We start from the raw sequence: 16,815 nt of genomic DNA, 5'->3' as shown, positions 1-16,815 counted from the left end.
GCCCCCGGCGATCGAGCGCACACCCCGCAAGCTCGGCGTGCCGGGGGGCGCGCGCGCCCCCGCCCGCCGGCGCGGGTCCGACCCGCGCGGGTCGGACCCTCGTGCCGCCGACGCGGCGAAGGCGCGGGCGGCCGACCCGGACGCGGCGATGCGCGGCGTGCGGGGCGCGGAGGAGCGCGCGGCGCAGGAGCGCCTCGCCGCGGCGTGGAGCACCGCCGTGCGGCGGCACGACCGCGGCGCCGCGGTCGCGAGCTTCGCGCACGAGATCGTCGCGATCGTCGGCGCGGACGCCGTCGCGGACCCCGGCGGCGGCGAGCCGCCCGCGGGCCCCGTGCAGGCGATGGTGAAGGAGGCCGCGGCGCTGTTCGCCGAGCACCTGCCGGTGCGCCGCACGTTCTCCACCGGCATCAGCCGGACGGTGACGTGCCCGGCGGAGCTGCCGGAGGCCTACGAGCAGGCGGTGAAGGCCGTCCGGGTCGGGCGGCAGCTGCACGGCGCGGGCGCGCGGGCGCACTTCGACCAGCTCGGCGTGTACCGGCTGCTGAGCCTGGTGTCGGATCCGGCGGAGCTGCACGCGTTCGTCCGGGAGACCCTCGGCGAGCTGGCGGGCGACGACGAGCCGGAGCTGGTGGACCTGCGCCGCACCCTGCAGGTGCTGCTGGAGACGAACCTCAACGTCGCCGAGACCGCGCGGCGGCTGCACTTCCACTACAACACGCTGCGGTACCGGATCGGCAAGCTGGAACGGATGCTCGGGGCGTTCACCGAGGACGCGCATCTGCGGCTCAACCTCACCCTCGCCCTGCACGTGCTGCGCATGCGCGGTATCTGAGCGTAGCGGCGCCGTCCGGGTCCGCCCGGACGGCGCGCCGAACTTCGGCAGATGTCGCCGATGCCCGCCCACCGGGGTAGATCTACGTTGCCCGCAGGCGCGAGCCGGTGCGGACGCCCATGTCGACCAGGAGGAGCCCCGGATGGTGATCGGCTGGAAGCTGCACGGGGACGGGCGCACGCCGCCGCCCGGAGAGGTCGTCCGGCCGGGGGAGCGGCTGTCGTGGCCGCGCACCGCCGGCATCGGCGCCCAGCACGTGGTGGCGATGTTCGGCGCGACGTTCGTGTTCCCGGTGGTGATGGGCCTCGACCCGAACCTGTCCATCATGATGTCGGGGTTCGCGACGATCCTGTTCCTGCTGATCGTCGGCGGCCGGGTGCCGAGCTACCTCGGCACCAGCGCCTCGTTCGTCGGCGCGGTCGCGGCGATCCGCGCGGCGGGCGGCGACAGCGCGCGGGTGACCGGCGCGATCCTGGTCGCGGGCGCGCTGCTGCTGGTGATCGGCGTGATCGTGCACTTCCTCGGCGGCGAGGTCATCCACCGGGTGTTCCCGCCGGTGGTGACGGGCGCGGTCGTCATGCTGATCGGGTTCAACCTGGCGCCGGTCGTCGCGGACACGTACTGGCCGCAGGACCAGTGGGTCGCGCTGGCGACGCTGTGCTTCGCGGTGTTCTGCACGGTGGTGCTGCGCGGGTTCTGGTCGCGGATCGCGATCCTGCTGGCGCTGGTGTTCGGGTTCGTCCTGTCGTGGGTCCTGGACAAGACGGCCGGGGAGATCACGTCGGTGCTGCCGGGGCAGAACCTGCTGGACGGGGCGGGGAAGGCGTGCACGGCGGAGGGCCCGTTCTGCGTGCCGACGGCGTTCCCGCACGAGCGGCTGAACTTCTCGGCGGTGAAGGCGGCGGACTGGTTCGGGTTCCCGCACACGCACGCGCCCGACTTCAAGACCTCCGCGATCCTGCTGGCGCTGCCGCCGGTCATCGCGCTGATCGCGGAGAACACCGGGCACGTCAAGGCGGTGGCGGCGATGACCGGGGACGACCTGGACCCGGTGCTCGGCCGCGCGATCGGCGCGGACGGCGTCGGCACGGTGCTGGCCACGGCGGTCGGCGGCTCGCCCACCACGACCTACGCCGAGAACATCGGCGTGATGGCCGCGACCCGGATCTACTCGACGGCCGCCTACTACGTCGCGGCGATCGTGGCGGTGCTGTTCGGGCTGTGCCCGAAGTTCGGCGCGCTGGTCGCGGCGACGCCGGGCGGGGTGCTCGGCGGCATCACCGTCGTGCTGTACGGGATGATCGGCCTGCTCGGCGCGAAGATCTGGATCGAGAACCGGGTCGACTTCGGCGATCCGGTCAACCTCGTCCCGGTGGCGGCGGCGATCATCCTGGCGATCGGGAACGTCACGCTGAAGATCACCGACGACTTCCCGCTGCAGGGCATCGCGCTCGGCACCATCGCGGTGCTGGTCGGCTACCACCTGCTGAACGCGGTGCGCCGCCCGGACGAGTCGGGCGGCGGCGTCATCGCGCCCGCGGAGCGGGAGATCGGCGGGCCGGTCCGTCCCGGCGGAGGCGGCGAGCCCGGTGCGCCGGGCGCACGCCGCGAGCCGGGCGAGCCGGGCGAACCCGGCGGGCGCGGCGAGCCCGGCGAGCCTCCGGATCGCGAGAGCGATGCGGGCTGAGGGGGCGGCGCCGTGAAACCGCCCCCGTTCCGCCACCACGCGCCCCGCACCGTCGACGAGGCGCTCGGCATGCTCGACGGCGCCCCGGGCGCCAAGGTGCTCGCGGGCGGGCAGAGCCTCATCCCGCTGCTCAACATGCGCCTCGCCGCGCCGCCCGACCTGGTCGACGTCAACGGCGTCGCCGAGCTGGACACCGTGCACGTCGGCGACGAGGGCGTGCGGGTCGGCGCGCTGGCCCGGCACGCGCGGGTGGAGCGGTCGGTGGAGGCGGCGGCCGTGCAGCCGCTGCTCGGCCGCGCGCTGCGGCACGTCGCGCATCCGGTCATCCGCAACCGCGGCACGGTCGTCGGGAGCCTCGCGCACGCCGACCCGGCCGCGGAGCTGCCCGCGGTGCTCGCCGTCCTCGGCGGGACGGTCGAGGCCGCGTCGGTGCGGGGGCGCCGGACGATCCCGGCGGCGGAGTTCTTCACCGGCCCGCTGGAGTCGGCGCTCGGGCCGGGGGAGCTGGCGGTCGCCGCGTTCTTCCCGGCCGCGCCGCCCCGCACAGGGACGGCGTTCACCGAGACGGCGCGGCGGCACGGCGACTACGCGCTGTCCGGCGTCGCCGCGGTCGTCACGCTCGACGAGGACCTGCGGGTCGGCGGCGTCCGCGCCGGCTACCTCGGCATCGCGCCCGCGCCCCTCGTCCTCGACCTCGCGGAGGCGGCGGGGCCGCACGGCGACTGGCCGGCCGCCGCCGCGTACGTGCGGGAGCGGATCGACCCCGAGTCCGACATCCACGCGAGCGCCCGCTACCGCCGCCACCTGACCGGGGTACTGACGGAGAGGGCGCTGGCGACCGCCGCCGCCGAGGCGCTGAGGAGGGCGCGGGACTGATGGAGGAGCTCCACGACATCGCCCTGACGGTCAACGGCGTGCACCGCACGGCGCGGGTGCCCGCCCGGCGGCTGCTGTCGGACCTGCTGCGGCACGACCTCGGCCTGACCGGCACCCACGTCGGCTGCGAGCACGGCGTCTGCGGCTGCTGCACGGTGCTGATGGACGGCGACCCGGTCCGGTCCTGCCTGACGTTCGCGGTGACGGCCGCCGGGCACGCCGTCACGACGGTGGAGGGCCTCGCCGCGCCGGACGGCACGCCGTCCCCGGTCCAGCGGGCGTTCCGCGAATGCCACGGCCTGCAGTGCGGCTTCTGCACGCCCGGTTTCCTGTGCACGGTGACCGCGCTGCTGCGGGAGACGCCGCGCCCGACGGAGGACGAGGTGCTCGAAGGGATCTCCGGGAACCTGTGCCGCTGCACCGGTTACCAGAACATCGTGAAGTCGGTGCACCGCGCGGCCGAACTGCTCGCCGCGTCCGGCGGGTCCGGCGGGTCCGGCGCAGAGAGCGAGGCGTGATGGGGACGCGCGTGTTCGGCGAGCCGGTGGAGCGCCGCGAGGATGCGCGGCTCCTCACCGGCCGCGGCCGGTACCTGGACGACCTCGGGCGGGACGCGCTCGCGGCGGCGTTCGTCCGGTCCCCGCACGCCCACGCCCGCATCGCCGACATCGACGTGTCGGACGCGCTCGACGTGGAGGGCCTCGTCGCCGTCTACACCTGGGAGGACCTGCCGGGACGCGTCGGCGAGCCGCTGCCGCTGCTCATCCCGCACCCGGCCCTGACGCACGGCCGCACCGGGTACCCGCTGGCGCGCGACGTCGTCCGGCACGTCGGCGAGCCCGTCGCGATGGTCGTCGCCCGCGACCGGTACCTCGCCGAGGACGCCGCCGAGCGCATCCGCGTCGAGTACGAGCCGCTGCCCGCCGTCGTCGGCATCGAGAACGCCGAGCGCGCCGAGCACCTCGTCCACGACGACGTCCCCGGCAACGTCGGCGCCGTCCTGCTCCAGGAGACCGGCGACGCCGCCGCGGCGATCGACGCCGCGCCGCACAAGCTGGAGTTCCGGCTGTCGATCGAGCGGTCGGCGTCCACGCCGCTGGAGGGGCGCGGCGTGTACGCGCGCTGGGACGCCGACGACGGGTCGCTGCGCGTCTACTCCTCCACGCAGGCGTCGACCAGCGTGCGCGCCGCGATCGCCGCGCGGCTCGGCCTGCCGAACGGCAAGGTCGAGGTCGTCGCGCCGGACGTCGGCGGCGGGTTCGGCGTGAAGATCGTGCATCCGTGGCCGGAGGAGGTGCTCGTCCCGTGGGCGGCGCGGCTCCTCGGCCGCGAGATCAAGTGGACCGAGGACCGGCGCGAGCACTTCGTCGCCGCCGCCCACGAGCGCGGCCAGCTCCAGGACGTCCGGGTCGGGTTCGACGACGCGGGCCGCGTCCTCGGCCTGGACGTGCGGATCCTGCACGACCACGGCGCGTACACCCCGTACGGGATCATCATCCCGATCGTCACGTCGACGCAGCTGCTCGGCCCGTACAAGATCGGCGCGTACCGGGCCGAGGTCGTCAGCCTCTACACCAACACCCTCATCGTCACGCCGTACCGGGGCGCGGGCCGCCCGCAGGGCGCGTTCTGCATGGAGCGGACGATGGACCGCATCGCCCGCCACCTCGGCCTCGACCGCGCCGACGTGCGCGCCGCGAACTTCATCCAGCCCGACGAGTTCCCCTACGACCAGGGCCTGACGTTCCAGGACGGCCGCCCCCTCGTCTACGACTCCGGCGACTACCCCGAGCTGCTGCGCAAGGTGCGGGACCTCATCGGCTGGGACGGGTTCGAGGCGGAGCGGGCGGCCGCCGCGCGCCGCGGCCGCCGCATCGGCATCGGCGTCGGCGTGTACGTCGAGGGGACGGGCGTCGGCCCGTACGAGGGCGGGCACGTCGAGATCGACACCGCCGGGCGGGTGCACGTGTCGACCGGGCTGACCTCGCAGGGGCAGGGCCACGAGACCGTGTTCGCGCAGATCGCCGCCGCCGAGCTCGGCGTCCCGATCGGGGACGTGCATGTCACGACCGGGGACACGCGGCGGTTCGGGTACGCGGTCGGCACGTTCGCGTCCCGCGCCGCGGTGATGAGCGGGAACGCGATCGCGGTGGCGTGCCGGAAGGTCCGCGAGAAGGCGCTGCGGATCGCCGGGGAGGCGCTGGAGGCCGACCCGGGCGACCTGGAGATCACCGACGGGGTCGTGCACGTCCGCGGCGACCTGTCGGCGTCCGTCCCGCTGCGGACGGTCGCGGTGCTGTCGAACCCGCTGCGGTACGCGTTCGACGCGGAGACCGCCGCGGCGACGCAGTTCGCGGTGGGCCGCCCCGCGACGGAGCCGCCCGTCGCGGAGGGGGACGAGCCGGGCCTGGAGGGGCGCGGCTACTACTCGCCCGTCCGGTCGACGTTCGCCGCGGGCGCGCACGCCGCGATCGTGGAGACCGACCCGGACACCGCCGAGATCGCGATCCTGCGGTACGCGGTCGTGCACGACTGCGGGAGGCTCATCAACCCGATGGTCGTCGAGGGGCAGATCCACGGCGGCGTCGCGCAGGGCGTCGGCGGCGCCCTCTACGAGCGGATGGTCTACGACGAGTCCGGCCAGCTCCTGAACGCCTCGTTCATGGACTTCCTCATGCCGTACGCGACGGAGGTCCCGCGCATCGAGACCGACCATCTGGAGACGCCGTCGCCGCTGAACCCGCTCGGCATCAAGGGCGCGGGGGAGGCGGGCGTCATCCCGGTGTCGGCCGTCGTCGCCTCCGCCGTCGAGGACGCCGAGGGGCTGCGCGTCGAGGCGATGCCGCTGTCCCCGGACGCCCTGTACGAGCTGCGCGAACGGGCGTCCGGCGACCCGGGCCTGCGCGTCCGGGAGGCCGCGCGCGACGGCGGCGCGGCGGCTCCGGGCGGTCAGTTCGCGGCGGGCGTCTCCGGGGCGTTGCCGCCGAGCGAGCGCGGCAGGTAGTTCTGCACGGCGGCGGGCCGGAGCCCGGCCTGCTTGATCCAGCCGAGGATCATCCGGAACTCCCCGGCCAGGCCCTTGCGGTAGTGCATCAGGATGATGTCGCCGGGCTTGAAGCCCTTGCCGCCGTCGGCGCGCGCGAACCCGTTGTAGCCGACGCCGGGGCCGGACGTGCCGTTGTAGAACTCCGCCGTCCAGGTGAGGATCGACTTCATCCCGCAGTCCTTGGACGCCTGCCGCGTCGCCTGGTTGTACGCGCCGAACGGCGGCCGGAAGATCAGCGGCCGGCGGCCGTACTCGCGCTGGATCGCGTCCGCCGAGTCGCAGATCTGCCGTTTCTGCGCGTCGGGGGAGAGCGAGGGCATGTTCGGGTGCGTGACGGTGTGGTCCTCGATCTGCGAGCCCGCGTTGCGCATCGCGAGGAAGTACTGGCCCTGGCCCCGCAGATACGTCGTGGTCAGGAACGTCAGGATCGGCACCTTCTCCTTGCGGACGATGTCGACGAATTCCGAGTCGTAGGTGTAGCCGTCGTCGATGGTGAGGAAGACGACGCGCTCGGTGGTGTCGATGTGGTCGATGACGGGGGGCAGCCCGTCGGTGGACGGCTTCGGCGGCGTCCACGTGCCGGGCTTCGGCGTCGCCCATTTCTGGTCGGCGAGCACCGAGGAGAGCTGCGTCCGCATGGACGGCCCCGACGAGCCGCCCGCCTCGGCCCGGACCACCGGCCAGCCGCCCGCGGCCGCGCCGACGACTCCGGCGGTCACCATCGCGATCACGGGCGTCTTCCCTCGCATCGGCCGCGTTCTCCGTTCGGTTGGGGGGTTCGGTTCTCGTCGTTCGCTTCGGTTGACGCGCCCGCACGCCCGGGAGTTCGCGCGCGTCGGTATCAGCCGGACATATCTGACCATTTCCCTGCGGTGTCGCCGGGGATCTGCCCAATCCTCGGCGTGTACTCGGCACATGTTGCCGTTCGGTGCGGGGCCCGCATTCCCTAAAGTCGGAACATGCAGGTCAACGGCAGTGCCAGCGTCGCCGCGCCGCTCGCCCGCGTCTGGGACGCGCTCCAGGACCCGGCCGTGCTCGCCCGGACGATCCCCGGGTGCCGCTCCCTGGAGGAGACCGGCCCCGACACCTACCGCATGACGGTCACCGCCGGCGTCGCGTCCATCCAGGGCACCTACGTCGGGCGCGTCGAGCTCGCCGACCCCGACCCGCCGCGCTCGTTCACGCTGCGCGCGCAGGGCCAGGGCGCGCCCGGCACGGTGGACGCCACGGTCCGGGTCCGGCTCTCGGACGGCGGCGGCTCCACCCGCGTCGACTACGCCGCCGACGCGGTCGTCGGCGGGATGATCGGCGGCGTCGGGCAGCGGATGCTCGGCGGCGTCGCCAAGCGGACGGCCGGCGAGTTCTTCGCCGCCGTCGAACGCGACCTGACCGCGCCGCCCGCCGAACCGGAGACCCCGCCGCCCGCCCCGGCGGCCGCGCCGTCCTCCACCGCACGGCCGGAGACCGGCCGGGTGTTCCCGGGACGCGCCGCCGCCGAGCCGGCCACGCCCGGCGGGACGGCCGGAGCGCCGATGGTCGCCGCGTTCCTCGCCGGAGGCGCCGTCGCTCTCGCCGGGGTCGCCCTCGGCCACCTCCTCGCCCGCCGCCGGCGCTGAGCCGCAGTGGGCCGTCGTCATGGCGGCGCCGGCGACTCGCCGCCGGTCGGCGGACGTGTGGCAGGTCAGGCGTCGCGGCGCTCGAACAGGACGAGCGCCGCGGCCAGCACGACCGCCGTGTACACCGCGAAGACGCCGAGGCCCGTCCACGGGGCGAGCGAACCGGACTTGTGCACCGGGTCGAGGATCGCGCCGCCCGCGTTGGACGGCAGGAACTTGTTGACGGTGTCGCCCCACGTGCTCGGCAGGAACCCGCCCGCGATGCCGAGCACGAACAGCACCACGAACAGCAGCACGATCGAGCCCGCCGTGTGCCGCAGCAGCGTCCCGATGCCGAGCGCGAGGATCGCGACCAGCGCCAGGTAGATCCCGCCGCCGATCACCGCGCGCAGCACCCCGGGATCGCCGATCGAGCCGTCGAGGTGCTTGGACGCGAGGATGCCCTGCGCCGCGTAGAACGACGCGAACGTCACCACGATCCCGACCACCAGCACGACCGCGCCCAGCACGACCGTCTTGGCGGCCAGGTACGCGGCCCGCCGCGGCACCGCCGTCAGCGCCGTCTTGATCATCCCGGTGCCGTGCTCGGCGGTGATGACCAGCACGCCCAGCGCGCCGAACACCACCAGGCCGAAGTAGTAGGCGACCTGCGTCGGGAGCATCGGGGTGAACGTCGCCCGGTCCCGGGCGCTCATCTGGTCGAAGGACGCGGTGAACGCCAGCGCCCACAGCGCGGAGAACCCGATGAGCACGACGGCGCCGGCCAGCAGCGTCCAGAACGTCGACCGGACCGTGGCGATCTTCGTCCACTCCGAGGACAGCACATGCGCGAACCGCACGCGCTTGACGTCCCTGCGAGACCCCGCCCGCGCGGGAGCGGCCGGTGCGTTCACGCGCCCGCCCCCGGGGACGGCGCGCCCGGCCCCGCCGCGGCCGGGTTCGCCGTGCCCGGCACACCGGCGTGGTACTCGACGGTCTCGCCGGTCAGCCGCATGAACGCCTCCTCCAGGGACGGCTGGACGGTCGCCAGCTCGTGCAGCCGCAGCCCGTTGTCGGCGGCGACGTCGCCGATCTCCGCCGCGGGCGCCCCGTACACCCGCAGCGCGCCGTCCGGGTCCTGCTCCAGCCGCCTGCCGGGGCCGTCGAGCAGCCGCGCCAGCTCGGCGGCCTGCGGCGAGCGCACCAGCACGTGGCTGGTCGCGTTCGCGCCGATGAACTCGGCCATCCCGGTGTCGGCGAGGATGCGGCCCCGCCCGATGACGACGAGGTGCTCGGCCGTCAGCGCCATCTCCGACATCAGATGGCTGGAGACGAACACGGTGCGGCCCTCCCGCGCGAGCCGCCGCATCAGCGTGCGGATCCACAGGATGCCCTCGGGGTCCAGCCCGTTCACCGGCTCGTCGAACATCAGCACGCCGGGGTCGCCGAGCAGCGCGGCGGCGATGCCGAGCCGCTGCCCCATGCCGAGCGAGAAGCCCTTGGACCGCTTCCGCGCGACGCTCCGCAGCCCGACCAGGTCCAGCACCTCGTCCACCCGCCGGCGCGGGATCGCGTTGCTCTTGGCCAGGCACAGCAGGTGGTTGTAGGCGGTGCGGCCGCCGTGCACGTTGCGGGCGTCGAGGAGCGCGCCGACCTCGCGCAGCGGCGCGCCGAGCGTCCGGTAGCGGCGGCCGCCGACGGTGACCTCGCCGGCGGTCGGGCGGTCCAGGCCGAGGATCATCCGCATCGTCGTCGTCTTCCCGGCCCCGTTCGGGCCGAGGAAGCCGGTCACGCGGCCCGGCGCGACGCTGAAGCTGGCGCCGTCGACGGCGGTGGTGTCGCCGTACCGCTTCGTCAGCCCGCGCGCCTCGATCATGAACGTCTGATACCGGACGGCCCGCGCGCGGAAACGGCGGCGGCGGGCAACCGGCCGGATTTTCACCGCCCGATTGCCCGCCGTTGGGCCGTGCCCGTCGCCGTGCCGTCGCCGTAGGGCGCGGTCCTAGCTCACCGCGACCAGGTCGACGACGAAGATCAGCGTCTCGCCGGGCTTGATGGCCGGGCTCGGGCTGCGGTCGCCGTAGGCCAGGTGCGGCGGGATGACCAGCTTGCGCCGGCCGCCGACCTTCATCCCGGCGATGCCCATGTCCCAGCCCTTGATGACGCGGCCGGAGCCGAGCTCGAAGTCCAGCGTGCCGTCCCGGTTCCAGGACGCGTCGAACTCCTCGCCGGTGGACCAGGAGACGCCGACGTAGTGCATCGACACGGTCGAGCCCTTGACGGCCTCGGGGCCGTCGCCCTTGGTGATGTCGGTGATGTCGAGGTGCGCGGGCGGCTGCCCCTCGGGGAAGTCGATCTCGGGGCGTTCAAGCGCCATGGAAGGGCTCCAGCGGTGTCATCGGATGCTTTTTCGGACGGCTGCCCAGCCTAGCGCCGCCGCCGGGGCCGCAGCGCGTCCCCCGGCCCGAGCGCGTGCCCTGACCAAAGAACGGCGGTCCCGTTGGCACATTGCGACGGTTCCCCGGGCGCGGCCCGTCCGGTAGACCGTTGGGCATGGCACGGCGGCTGCGCATCGGGATCGACACGGGCGGGACGTTCACCGACGTCGTCGCGCTGGACACCGGAGGGGACGGGGCCGGCGGCGAGCCCGTCACCACCAAGACCCCGTCCACGCCCGCCGACCCCGCCGAGGGGTTCGCGGCGGGCGTCGCCAAGGTGCTCGGCCTGCTCGGCGCGTCCCCCGAGGACGTCGCGGCGCTGTCGCACGGCACGACCGTCGCGACGAACCGGCTGCTGGAGGACCGGATCGACGACCTCGGGTTCGTCACCACCGACGGCTTCGCGTCGATGCTGGAGATCGCGCGGCAGAGCGTCCCGGACGGCTACGGCAACAGCTACTTCTGGGTGAAGCCGCCGCGGATCGTCCCCGCGCACCGGGTGCGGACGGTCGGCGGGCGGCTCGACCACACCGGCGCCGAGCTGCGCCCCTTCGACACCGAGTCGGCGGTCGCGGCGGCGCGCTGGTTCCGCGACGCGGGGATCCGCGCGATCGGCGTGTGCTTCCTGCACTCCTACGCGAACCCGGCGCACGAGCTCGCGATGCGCGAGGTGCTGCGCCGCGAGCACCCGGACGCGGTCGTGTCCCTGTCGTGCGAGGTGCTGCGCGAGTACCGCGAGTACGAGCGGTCCGTGACGACGCTGGTGGACGCCGCCGTCAAGCCCGCGATGAACGGCTACCTCGCGCGGATCGCCGAGCGCGTCGCGTCCCGGCTGCTGGTGATGAAGAGCAACGGCGGCGTGCTGTCGGCGGACGAGGTCGCAAGGCAGCCGATCACGACGGTGCTGTCCGGCCCGGCGGCGGGCGCGCTCGGCGCCGCGTTCGTCGCCTCCCGCGGCGGCCGCGGCTCCGTCGTGACGCTGGACGGCGGCGGCACGTCCACCGACGTCGCCGTCGTGCTGGACGGCGAGCCGACCGTCACCACCGAGGGGACGATCGGCCGCCACCCCGTCAAGATCCCGATGATCGACATCGTGACGGTCGGCGCCGGCGGCGGGTCGATCGCGCGGCGGTCGGCGGACGGCGCGCTGAAGGTCGGGCCGCGCAGCGCCGGCGCCGACCCCGGCCCCCTCTGCTACGGCCGCGGCGGCACCGAGGTCACGGTCACCGACGCGCACGCCGTCCTCGGCCGCATCCCGCCGCACCTGCTCGGCGGCGAGGTGCCGCTGGACGTGCCCGCCGCCCGCGCCGGCCTCGAAACGCTCGCCGCCGGGCTCGGCCTCACCGTCGAGCGGGCCGCCGCCGGGATCCTGGAGATCTCCGCGTGGAACCAGGCCAACGCGATCCGGCAGATCACCGTCCAGCGGGGCCTGGACGTCCGCGACTACCTGCTCGTCGCGTTCGGCGGGTCCGGGCCGCTGCTGGCGTGCCGGCTGCTCGACGTCCTCGGCCTGCCCGCCGCCGTCGTCCCGGAGAACCCCGGCAACCTGTCGGCGCTCGGGCTGCTCACCGTGGACGTGAAGAACGACCACGTGCGGACGCGGGTCGTCCGCGACGCCGAGCTGGACGCCGCCGTCCTCGCGGAGGCGTTCGCCGAGCTGGAGGACGAGGCCGGGGCGGCGCTCGCCCGCGAGGGCTTCCCCGAGGGGCGGCGGCGCTTCGTCCGGTCCGCCGACCTGCGCTACTACGGGCAGGCGTTCGAGGTCCGCGTCACCGCCCCGGCGGGACCGCCCGGCGAGGCGTTCCGCGCGGAGGTCGTCCGCCGCTTCCACGACGCGCACGCCGACCGGTACGGCTACTGCCACCGCGACGACCCGCGCCATCCCGTCGAATGGGTCAACCTTCGCGTGTCCGGCATCGGGCCGATCGAGCGGCCGCAGCTCCCGGAACGCGCGCCGGGCGACGGCGACCCGTCGCGCGCCCGCACCGGCACCCGCCCGGTGTATTTCGACGCCTGGGAGGAGACACCGGTGTACCGGCGCGAGAAGCTCGCCCCGGGCGACGTCGTCGAGGGACCCGCGGTGATCGAGGAGTATGGCTCCACCCTCCCACTACACCCCGGCTTCACCGCCCGCCTCGACTCCCACGGCGACCTCGTGGTGACCGCGGCGCACCGGACGGAGGCGGGCCGATGAGCGCCGACCCGATCCTCCTGGAGATCGTCGAGGGCACCCTCGCGTCCGTGGAACGCGAGGTGGAGACGGCCATCGCCCGCACGGCCCGCTCCCCGATGATCCGGGACGCCCACGACTTCCGCGCCGGCATCCACGACCGGCGGCTCCGCAAGCTCACCGGACGCTCCTACTCCGCGCTCGTCCAGCCCGTCGCCCGGGACTTCCCGATCGACGAGATGCGCCTCGGCGACGTGTTCTTCCACAACGACGTGTACCTGTCCGAAGGCGGCATCGGCCACCTCCCCGACCTCTGCGTGACCGTCCCGGTGTTCCATGACGGCGAGGTCGTCGCGTTCGTCCAGGCGTTCGGGCACCACGACGACATCGGCGGCGCCGTCCCCGGCTCCATGCCGAGCCACGCCCGCAGCGCCTACGAGGAGGGCCTGATGGTGCCGCCCATCAAGCTCTGGGACCGGGGCGTCCCGAACCGGGCCGCGCTCGCCATCATGACCCGCAACTCGCGGATGCCCGACTCGCTCGCCGGCGACCTCGACGCCGAGTGCTCCGCCTGCCTCATGGGCGCCCGCCGCCTCGGCGACCTGTTCGCCCGCTACGGCCGCGCGGACGTCGAGTCCTGCTTCGACGCGATCATCTCCCGCACCACCGACACGTTCCGCCGCGAGCTGCTCGCCAAGATCCCGGATGGCACGTTCGTCTGGGAGGACTACGCCGAGCACGACGGCGTCGACCCGCCCCGCCTGCACGCGCAGCGCATCACCCTCACCGTCGACAAGTCCGCGGACGTCCCGCTCGTCATCGACTTCGCCGGGACGTCCCCGCAGGCCAAGGGCCCGATCAACCACGCGGGCGACTACGCGGGCGGCGTCTTCCTCAAGAAGTGGCTGGCGCCCGTCCTGCGCAACCTCGCCGACACCCCCGAGCGCGCCGCCGAACTCGACGTCAACGAGGGCGTCGTGCCCCTCATCGAGATGCGCTTCCCGGAGAAGGGCACGCTCCTCACGCCCGTCTTCCCGGCCCCGACCAACGCCCGCACGTTCGTCATCCTGCGGCTCCTCGGCGTCCTCGCGGGCGTCCTCGCCAAGGCCACCGGCGGGCGCATGCCCGCCGACCAGGAGACGATCCGCTACACCGGCGTCTACGGCGAGGACGACCGCGGCCCCTACCTGATGCGCGAGGTCCTCGGCGGCGGCTCCGGCGGACGCCCCTACGCCGACGGCGAGGACACCATCCACATCGTCCCCGACTCCCGCAACATCCCCGCCGAGTTCGCCGAGGCCCGCTGGCCGTTCCTCGTCGAGCGCCTCGGCCTCGCCACCGACTCCGGCGGCCCCGGCGAGTTCCGCGGCGGCCTCGGCTACGACAAGCACATCCGCATGCTCCGCGACGCCCACTACATGTCGATCGCGGACCGCTCGATCCTCTCCTGCTGGGGCGTCAACGGGGGCCGCGCCGGCCGCCCCTTCCGCGTCGACATCGACGGCACGCCGATGGACGGCCTCGTCGACGACCACCCCGTCCGCGCCGGGCAGGTCATCCGCATCCGCACCACCGGAGGCGGCGGCTGGGGCGACCCCCTGGACCGCGACCCGTCCCGCGTCGCCGCGGACGTCCGCGACGGCAAGGTGTCGCCGAACGGCGCCCGCGACGACTACGGCGTCGTCCTCCGCGACGGCGAGGTCGACGCCGCGGCGACCGACGCGCTCCGCGCCCGCATCCGCGCCGACCGCGGCCCCGCCCCCTTCTTCGACCGCGGCCCCGGCTACCCGACTCTCTCCGGAGGAGCGACGTCCGCCGACGTGGACTGAAAGCCCACGGCGTGGCCGCTTGCGGCTGCGGAGCCCTCGCGGCACGCCCGGGCTGCGGACTCACCGCGGCGTCCGGATACGGTCAGTGATCACATCGTCACGATGACCCGTTGGTCTCTTAGCCTTCGGGTAATCGAGGCGCGCGGAGGTACCGATGGTGTGGTCGACCCAGGAGCAGCTGGCGCAGGCCCGCAAGCGGCCGCAGAGCAAGGATGGGACCCTGTACGGGGCCCTTGAGCCGATCATGGAAGCGGCCGGCGGCGACGAACCGACCAACGGGAGCCTGCTGGACTCCCTCCTCCAGAGAGGCTCGCTCACGACCGAGACGGCGCGGCGGCACCTCGCCCTGATCGAGGGATTCGGGCAGGTCAACTCCACGTTCGACGAGACGTACGAGATCCTCCTGCTCGTCCGGTCCCTCCCGCAGACCTACGCCTACATCGACGGCGCGAAGCTGCTGGTCGAGACGCGACGGCTCGCCGAGACCCGATTCGTCCCAGAGCGCCTCGAAACGACCGACCAGGTCATGGACGCGGTGCGGAAGGGATTCGCCGACGGAGGCGGCGGCCACGGGATCTCGACCGCCTACACGTCCCTCGGCGTCCGCCACACCACGATCGCGGAGACGTACCCGTCACCGCCCGACCACCCCTACATCAACCAGGTCAGCCTCGCCTACACGCTGCTGACCTTCTCCTACACGCCCCTGCTCGGCCTGCGGGCGGTCGGCGAGGACATCCCCGAAGGCGACGCCCTCCTCACCTGGATGGGCGTCTGGAAGATCATCGGCTCCGTCATGGGCATCGAGGAGGGCGGCCTCCCCGACACGTTCGACGAGGCGCGAGGACTCTGGGACCTCATCCTCGCCAGCCCCGGCTACGGCGCCAGCCCCGAAGGCGTCCAGCTCCTGCGGGCGCTGAAGGAGCACGTCGCGTCCAACCAGAAGGCGGAACCGCCGGTCGACCTCATCGGACAGCACGGAGACGCCGCGGTTCTCGCGCTCCTCAAGTCCTGAGCCGGCGCCCGCTCAGGAAACCGGCTGCCGCTCGTCCGCCCTCCTGCCGTGAACGCCGCCCGCGGGGGCCGCCGGACCGCCGCCGCGAGGCCGGATGACCCATCCCAGAAGAGCGCTGATCAGAACGGTCGCCAACGCGCCCGCCCCGAGCACCGCGAACACCGCGGTGAGACTGACGTCGATCATGTGACGCCCCTTCCCGAAGGGCTCGCATTCCCTTCGCGAATCGCATTTCGTGACCTGGGTCACCTGAATGGCATCGAGAGGAGACTTCCAGCCTAGGTTCGCCCGTCGCCATTCAGAGCCCGCCGGGCCTGCGATATGCACCACAGAATGCAAGGTGAGCCGCACATCACAATCGTCATCTCCGCGCAATGACACGCGCGCCGTCCGCGGCGAGGGCGGACCGGAAGACCGCGTGGGAGGATGACCTCATGACGGCATCACCCCGTATCACCCACGTCTCCTGGGGACGCATGGAGGTCGAAGGGCTCCCACCCGGCAAGGACTTCAAGCTGTATCCCGGAGGCGGTCGGGAATGGGACTGGGGCGAGCACGGAACCCGGCACGAGCCGGGGATCCAGCCCGCGGACGTCCAGGAACTCCTCGACCACGGGTGCACGACCGTGGTCCTCAGCCGAGGCATGGAGCTGCGGCTGCACACCATGCCGGAGACCCTCGAACTGCTGCGGAAGCACGGCGTCGAGGTCCACGTGGAAGAAACGAAAGCGGCCGTTGACATGTACAACAGGCTGGCCGCCGAGGTCGCCGTCGGAGGCCTTTTCCATTCCACGTGCTGACCAGCCGTTCATCCCTTCCCATCGACCGGAGAGGGATGGGACGTATGGTCCGCCGGAGAACAAGGACGACCGGAAGCAGAGCGACCCGGTAGCGGCGGCTCCGCTACCTGGGGGACCGGGATCGGCGTGCAGAAGCGCCCAGCGCGCGAGTAGAAGCATCGGACCGCGCGCGACCTGAAATCCTGCGCGTCCGCGCAGCAGCGACGGAGTGATCACCGGGTGAGCGCTGCGGCCGGCCCGGCACGGTAGCCGGCAGGGCCGCCGCCGCCCACCACCTCAGGCATGGACGAGCCTGATCCATCTCACGACGCCAGCTGCTCCCGCTGTAGCGTTCACTCTCAATCTATTGCAACGCAACGAGCAAGGTCGTTGCATTACTTCTTGAACCGTTGCAACAATAATCTTGGATCTACCAGCGAAGACAGTGGTTTCGTGCAACAGGCTTCTTGCTGAACCTGGAAAGGCAACGTAGCGTTTGCGTTGTCAGAAACAAGCGGGCCGCAAGGGCGGCCCCCCAGCAAGGAGCA

The 16,815-nt window shown here is 73.4% G+C and carries 15 protein-coding genes; 10 read left to right on the top strand and 5 right to left on the bottom strand.

The genetic code is table 11. The annotated features are described in order from the left end of the window. The 5 genes from ABT299_RS49865 to cutA form a co-directional block, all read left to right on the top strand. A partial coding sequence (locus ABT299_RS49865) for a PucR family transcriptional regulator (protein ID WP_500255127.1) occupies positions 1-832 on the top strand: 832 nt, incomplete at its 5' end. A gap of 142 nt (positions 833-974) precedes the next feature. After that, the gene (locus tag ABT299_RS49860) at positions 975-2,519 is read left to right on the top strand and encodes a uracil-xanthine permease family protein (RefSeq protein WP_500255126.1); all 1,545 of its coding nucleotides are present in this window, start codon (positions 975-977) and stop codon (positions 2,517-2,519) included. A 12-nt stretch (positions 2,520-2,531) separates the two neighbouring features. Then, on the top strand, positions 2,532-3,395 hold the full coding sequence (locus ABT299_RS49855) for an FAD binding domain-containing protein (RefSeq protein WP_190868662.1): 864 nt from the start codon (positions 2,532-2,534) through the stop codon (positions 3,393-3,395). Beyond that, positions 3,395-3,913, top strand: a complete 519-nt coding sequence (locus ABT299_RS49850) for a (2Fe-2S)-binding protein (RefSeq protein WP_500255125.1) — start codon at positions 3,395-3,397, stop codon at positions 3,911-3,913. The genes ABT299_RS49855 and ABT299_RS49850 overlap by 1 nt, the downstream gene beginning before the upstream one ends. Next, a complete protein-coding gene (gene cutA / locus ABT299_RS49845) occupies positions 3,913-6,399 on the top strand; it encodes an aerobic carbon-monoxide dehydrogenase large subunit (RefSeq protein WP_500255124.1) in 2,487 nt (828 codons plus the stop codon). The genes ABT299_RS49850 and cutA overlap by 1 nt, the downstream gene beginning before the upstream one ends. Here cutA and ABT299_RS49840 read toward each other — a convergent pair. Continuing rightward, entirely contained in the window at positions 6,345-7,190 is an 846-nt protein-coding gene (locus tag ABT299_RS49840; RefSeq protein WP_387032101.1) for a polysaccharide deacetylase family protein, read from the bottom strand. The two genes, cutA and ABT299_RS49840, sit on opposite strands and share 55 nt — an antisense overlap. 210 nt (positions 7,191-7,400) lie before the next feature. On the opposite strand from ABT299_RS49840, the gene ABT299_RS49835 reads away from it, so the two are divergent. Beyond that, a complete protein-coding gene (locus tag ABT299_RS49835) occupies positions 7,401-8,057 on the top strand; it encodes an SRPBCC family protein (protein ID WP_500255123.1) in 657 nt (218 codons plus the stop codon). A 65-nt stretch (positions 8,058-8,122) separates the two neighbouring features. On the opposite strand, the gene ABT299_RS49830 is transcribed toward ABT299_RS49835, so the two are convergent. The 3 genes from ABT299_RS49830 to ABT299_RS49820 all read right to left on the bottom strand — a co-directional run bounded on the left by ABT299_RS49830 (position 8,123) and on the right by ABT299_RS49820 (position 10,413). Beyond that, on the bottom strand, positions 8,123-8,896 hold the full coding sequence (locus tag ABT299_RS49830) for an ABC transporter permease (protein WP_387032103.1): 774 nt from the start codon (positions 8,894-8,896) through the stop codon (positions 8,123-8,125). Between the two features lie 50 nt (positions 8,897-8,946). Next, a complete protein-coding gene (locus tag ABT299_RS49825) occupies positions 8,947-9,912 on the bottom strand; it encodes an ABC transporter ATP-binding protein (protein ID WP_500255122.1) in 966 nt (321 codons plus the stop codon). Positions 9,913-10,038: 126 nt separating this feature from the next. Beyond that, on the bottom strand, positions 10,039-10,413 hold the full coding sequence (locus ABT299_RS49820) for an FKBP-type peptidyl-prolyl cis-trans isomerase (protein WP_500255121.1): 375 nt from the start codon (positions 10,411-10,413) through the stop codon (positions 10,039-10,041). 176 nt (positions 10,414-10,589) lie between these two features. Between ABT299_RS49820 and ABT299_RS49815 the strand changes: the two genes are divergently transcribed. The 3 genes from ABT299_RS49815 to ABT299_RS49805 all read left to right on the top strand — a co-directional run bounded on the left by ABT299_RS49815 (position 10,590) and on the right by ABT299_RS49805 (position 15,488). Continuing rightward, a complete protein-coding gene (locus ABT299_RS49815; RefSeq protein WP_500255120.1) occupies positions 10,590-12,668 on the top strand; it encodes a hydantoinase/oxoprolinase family protein in 2,079 nt (692 codons plus the stop codon). Continuing rightward, the gene (locus ABT299_RS49810) at positions 12,665-14,473 is read left to right on the top strand and encodes a hydantoinase B/oxoprolinase family protein (RefSeq protein ID WP_500255119.1); all 1,809 of its coding nucleotides are present in this window, start codon (positions 12,665-12,667) and stop codon (positions 14,471-14,473) included. Before ABT299_RS49815 ends, ABT299_RS49810 begins: the two co-directional genes overlap by 4 nt. A gap of 154 nt (positions 14,474-14,627) precedes the next feature. Then, entirely contained in the window at positions 14,628-15,488 is an 861-nt protein-coding gene (locus ABT299_RS49805; RefSeq protein WP_500255118.1) for a hypothetical protein, read from the top strand. Positions 15,489-15,500: 12 nt separating this feature from the next. Here ABT299_RS49805 and ABT299_RS49800 read toward each other — a convergent pair whose 3' ends face one another. Continuing rightward, positions 15,501-15,674 (bottom strand): hypothetical protein, encoded by a 174-nt coding sequence (locus ABT299_RS49800; RefSeq protein ID WP_190868651.1) that lies wholly within the window; start codon positions 15,672-15,674, stop codon positions 15,501-15,503. Positions 15,675-15,922: 248 nt separating this feature from the next. Between ABT299_RS49800 and ABT299_RS49795 the strand changes: the two genes are divergently transcribed. Further along, entirely contained in the window at positions 15,923-16,288 is a 366-nt protein-coding gene (locus ABT299_RS49795; protein WP_387032112.1) for an Mth938-like domain-containing protein, read from the top strand. Positions 16,289-16,815 lie beyond the last annotated feature (527 nt).

It is taken from the genome of Spirillospora sp. NPDC000708, from assembly GCF_040299565.1.
Lineage (GTDB): Bacteria > Actinomycetota > Actinomycetes > Streptosporangiales > Streptosporangiaceae > Spirillospora.
Note: the sequence above shows the minus strand (reverse complement) of the source record. Positions and strands in the feature narration are given on the sequence as shown.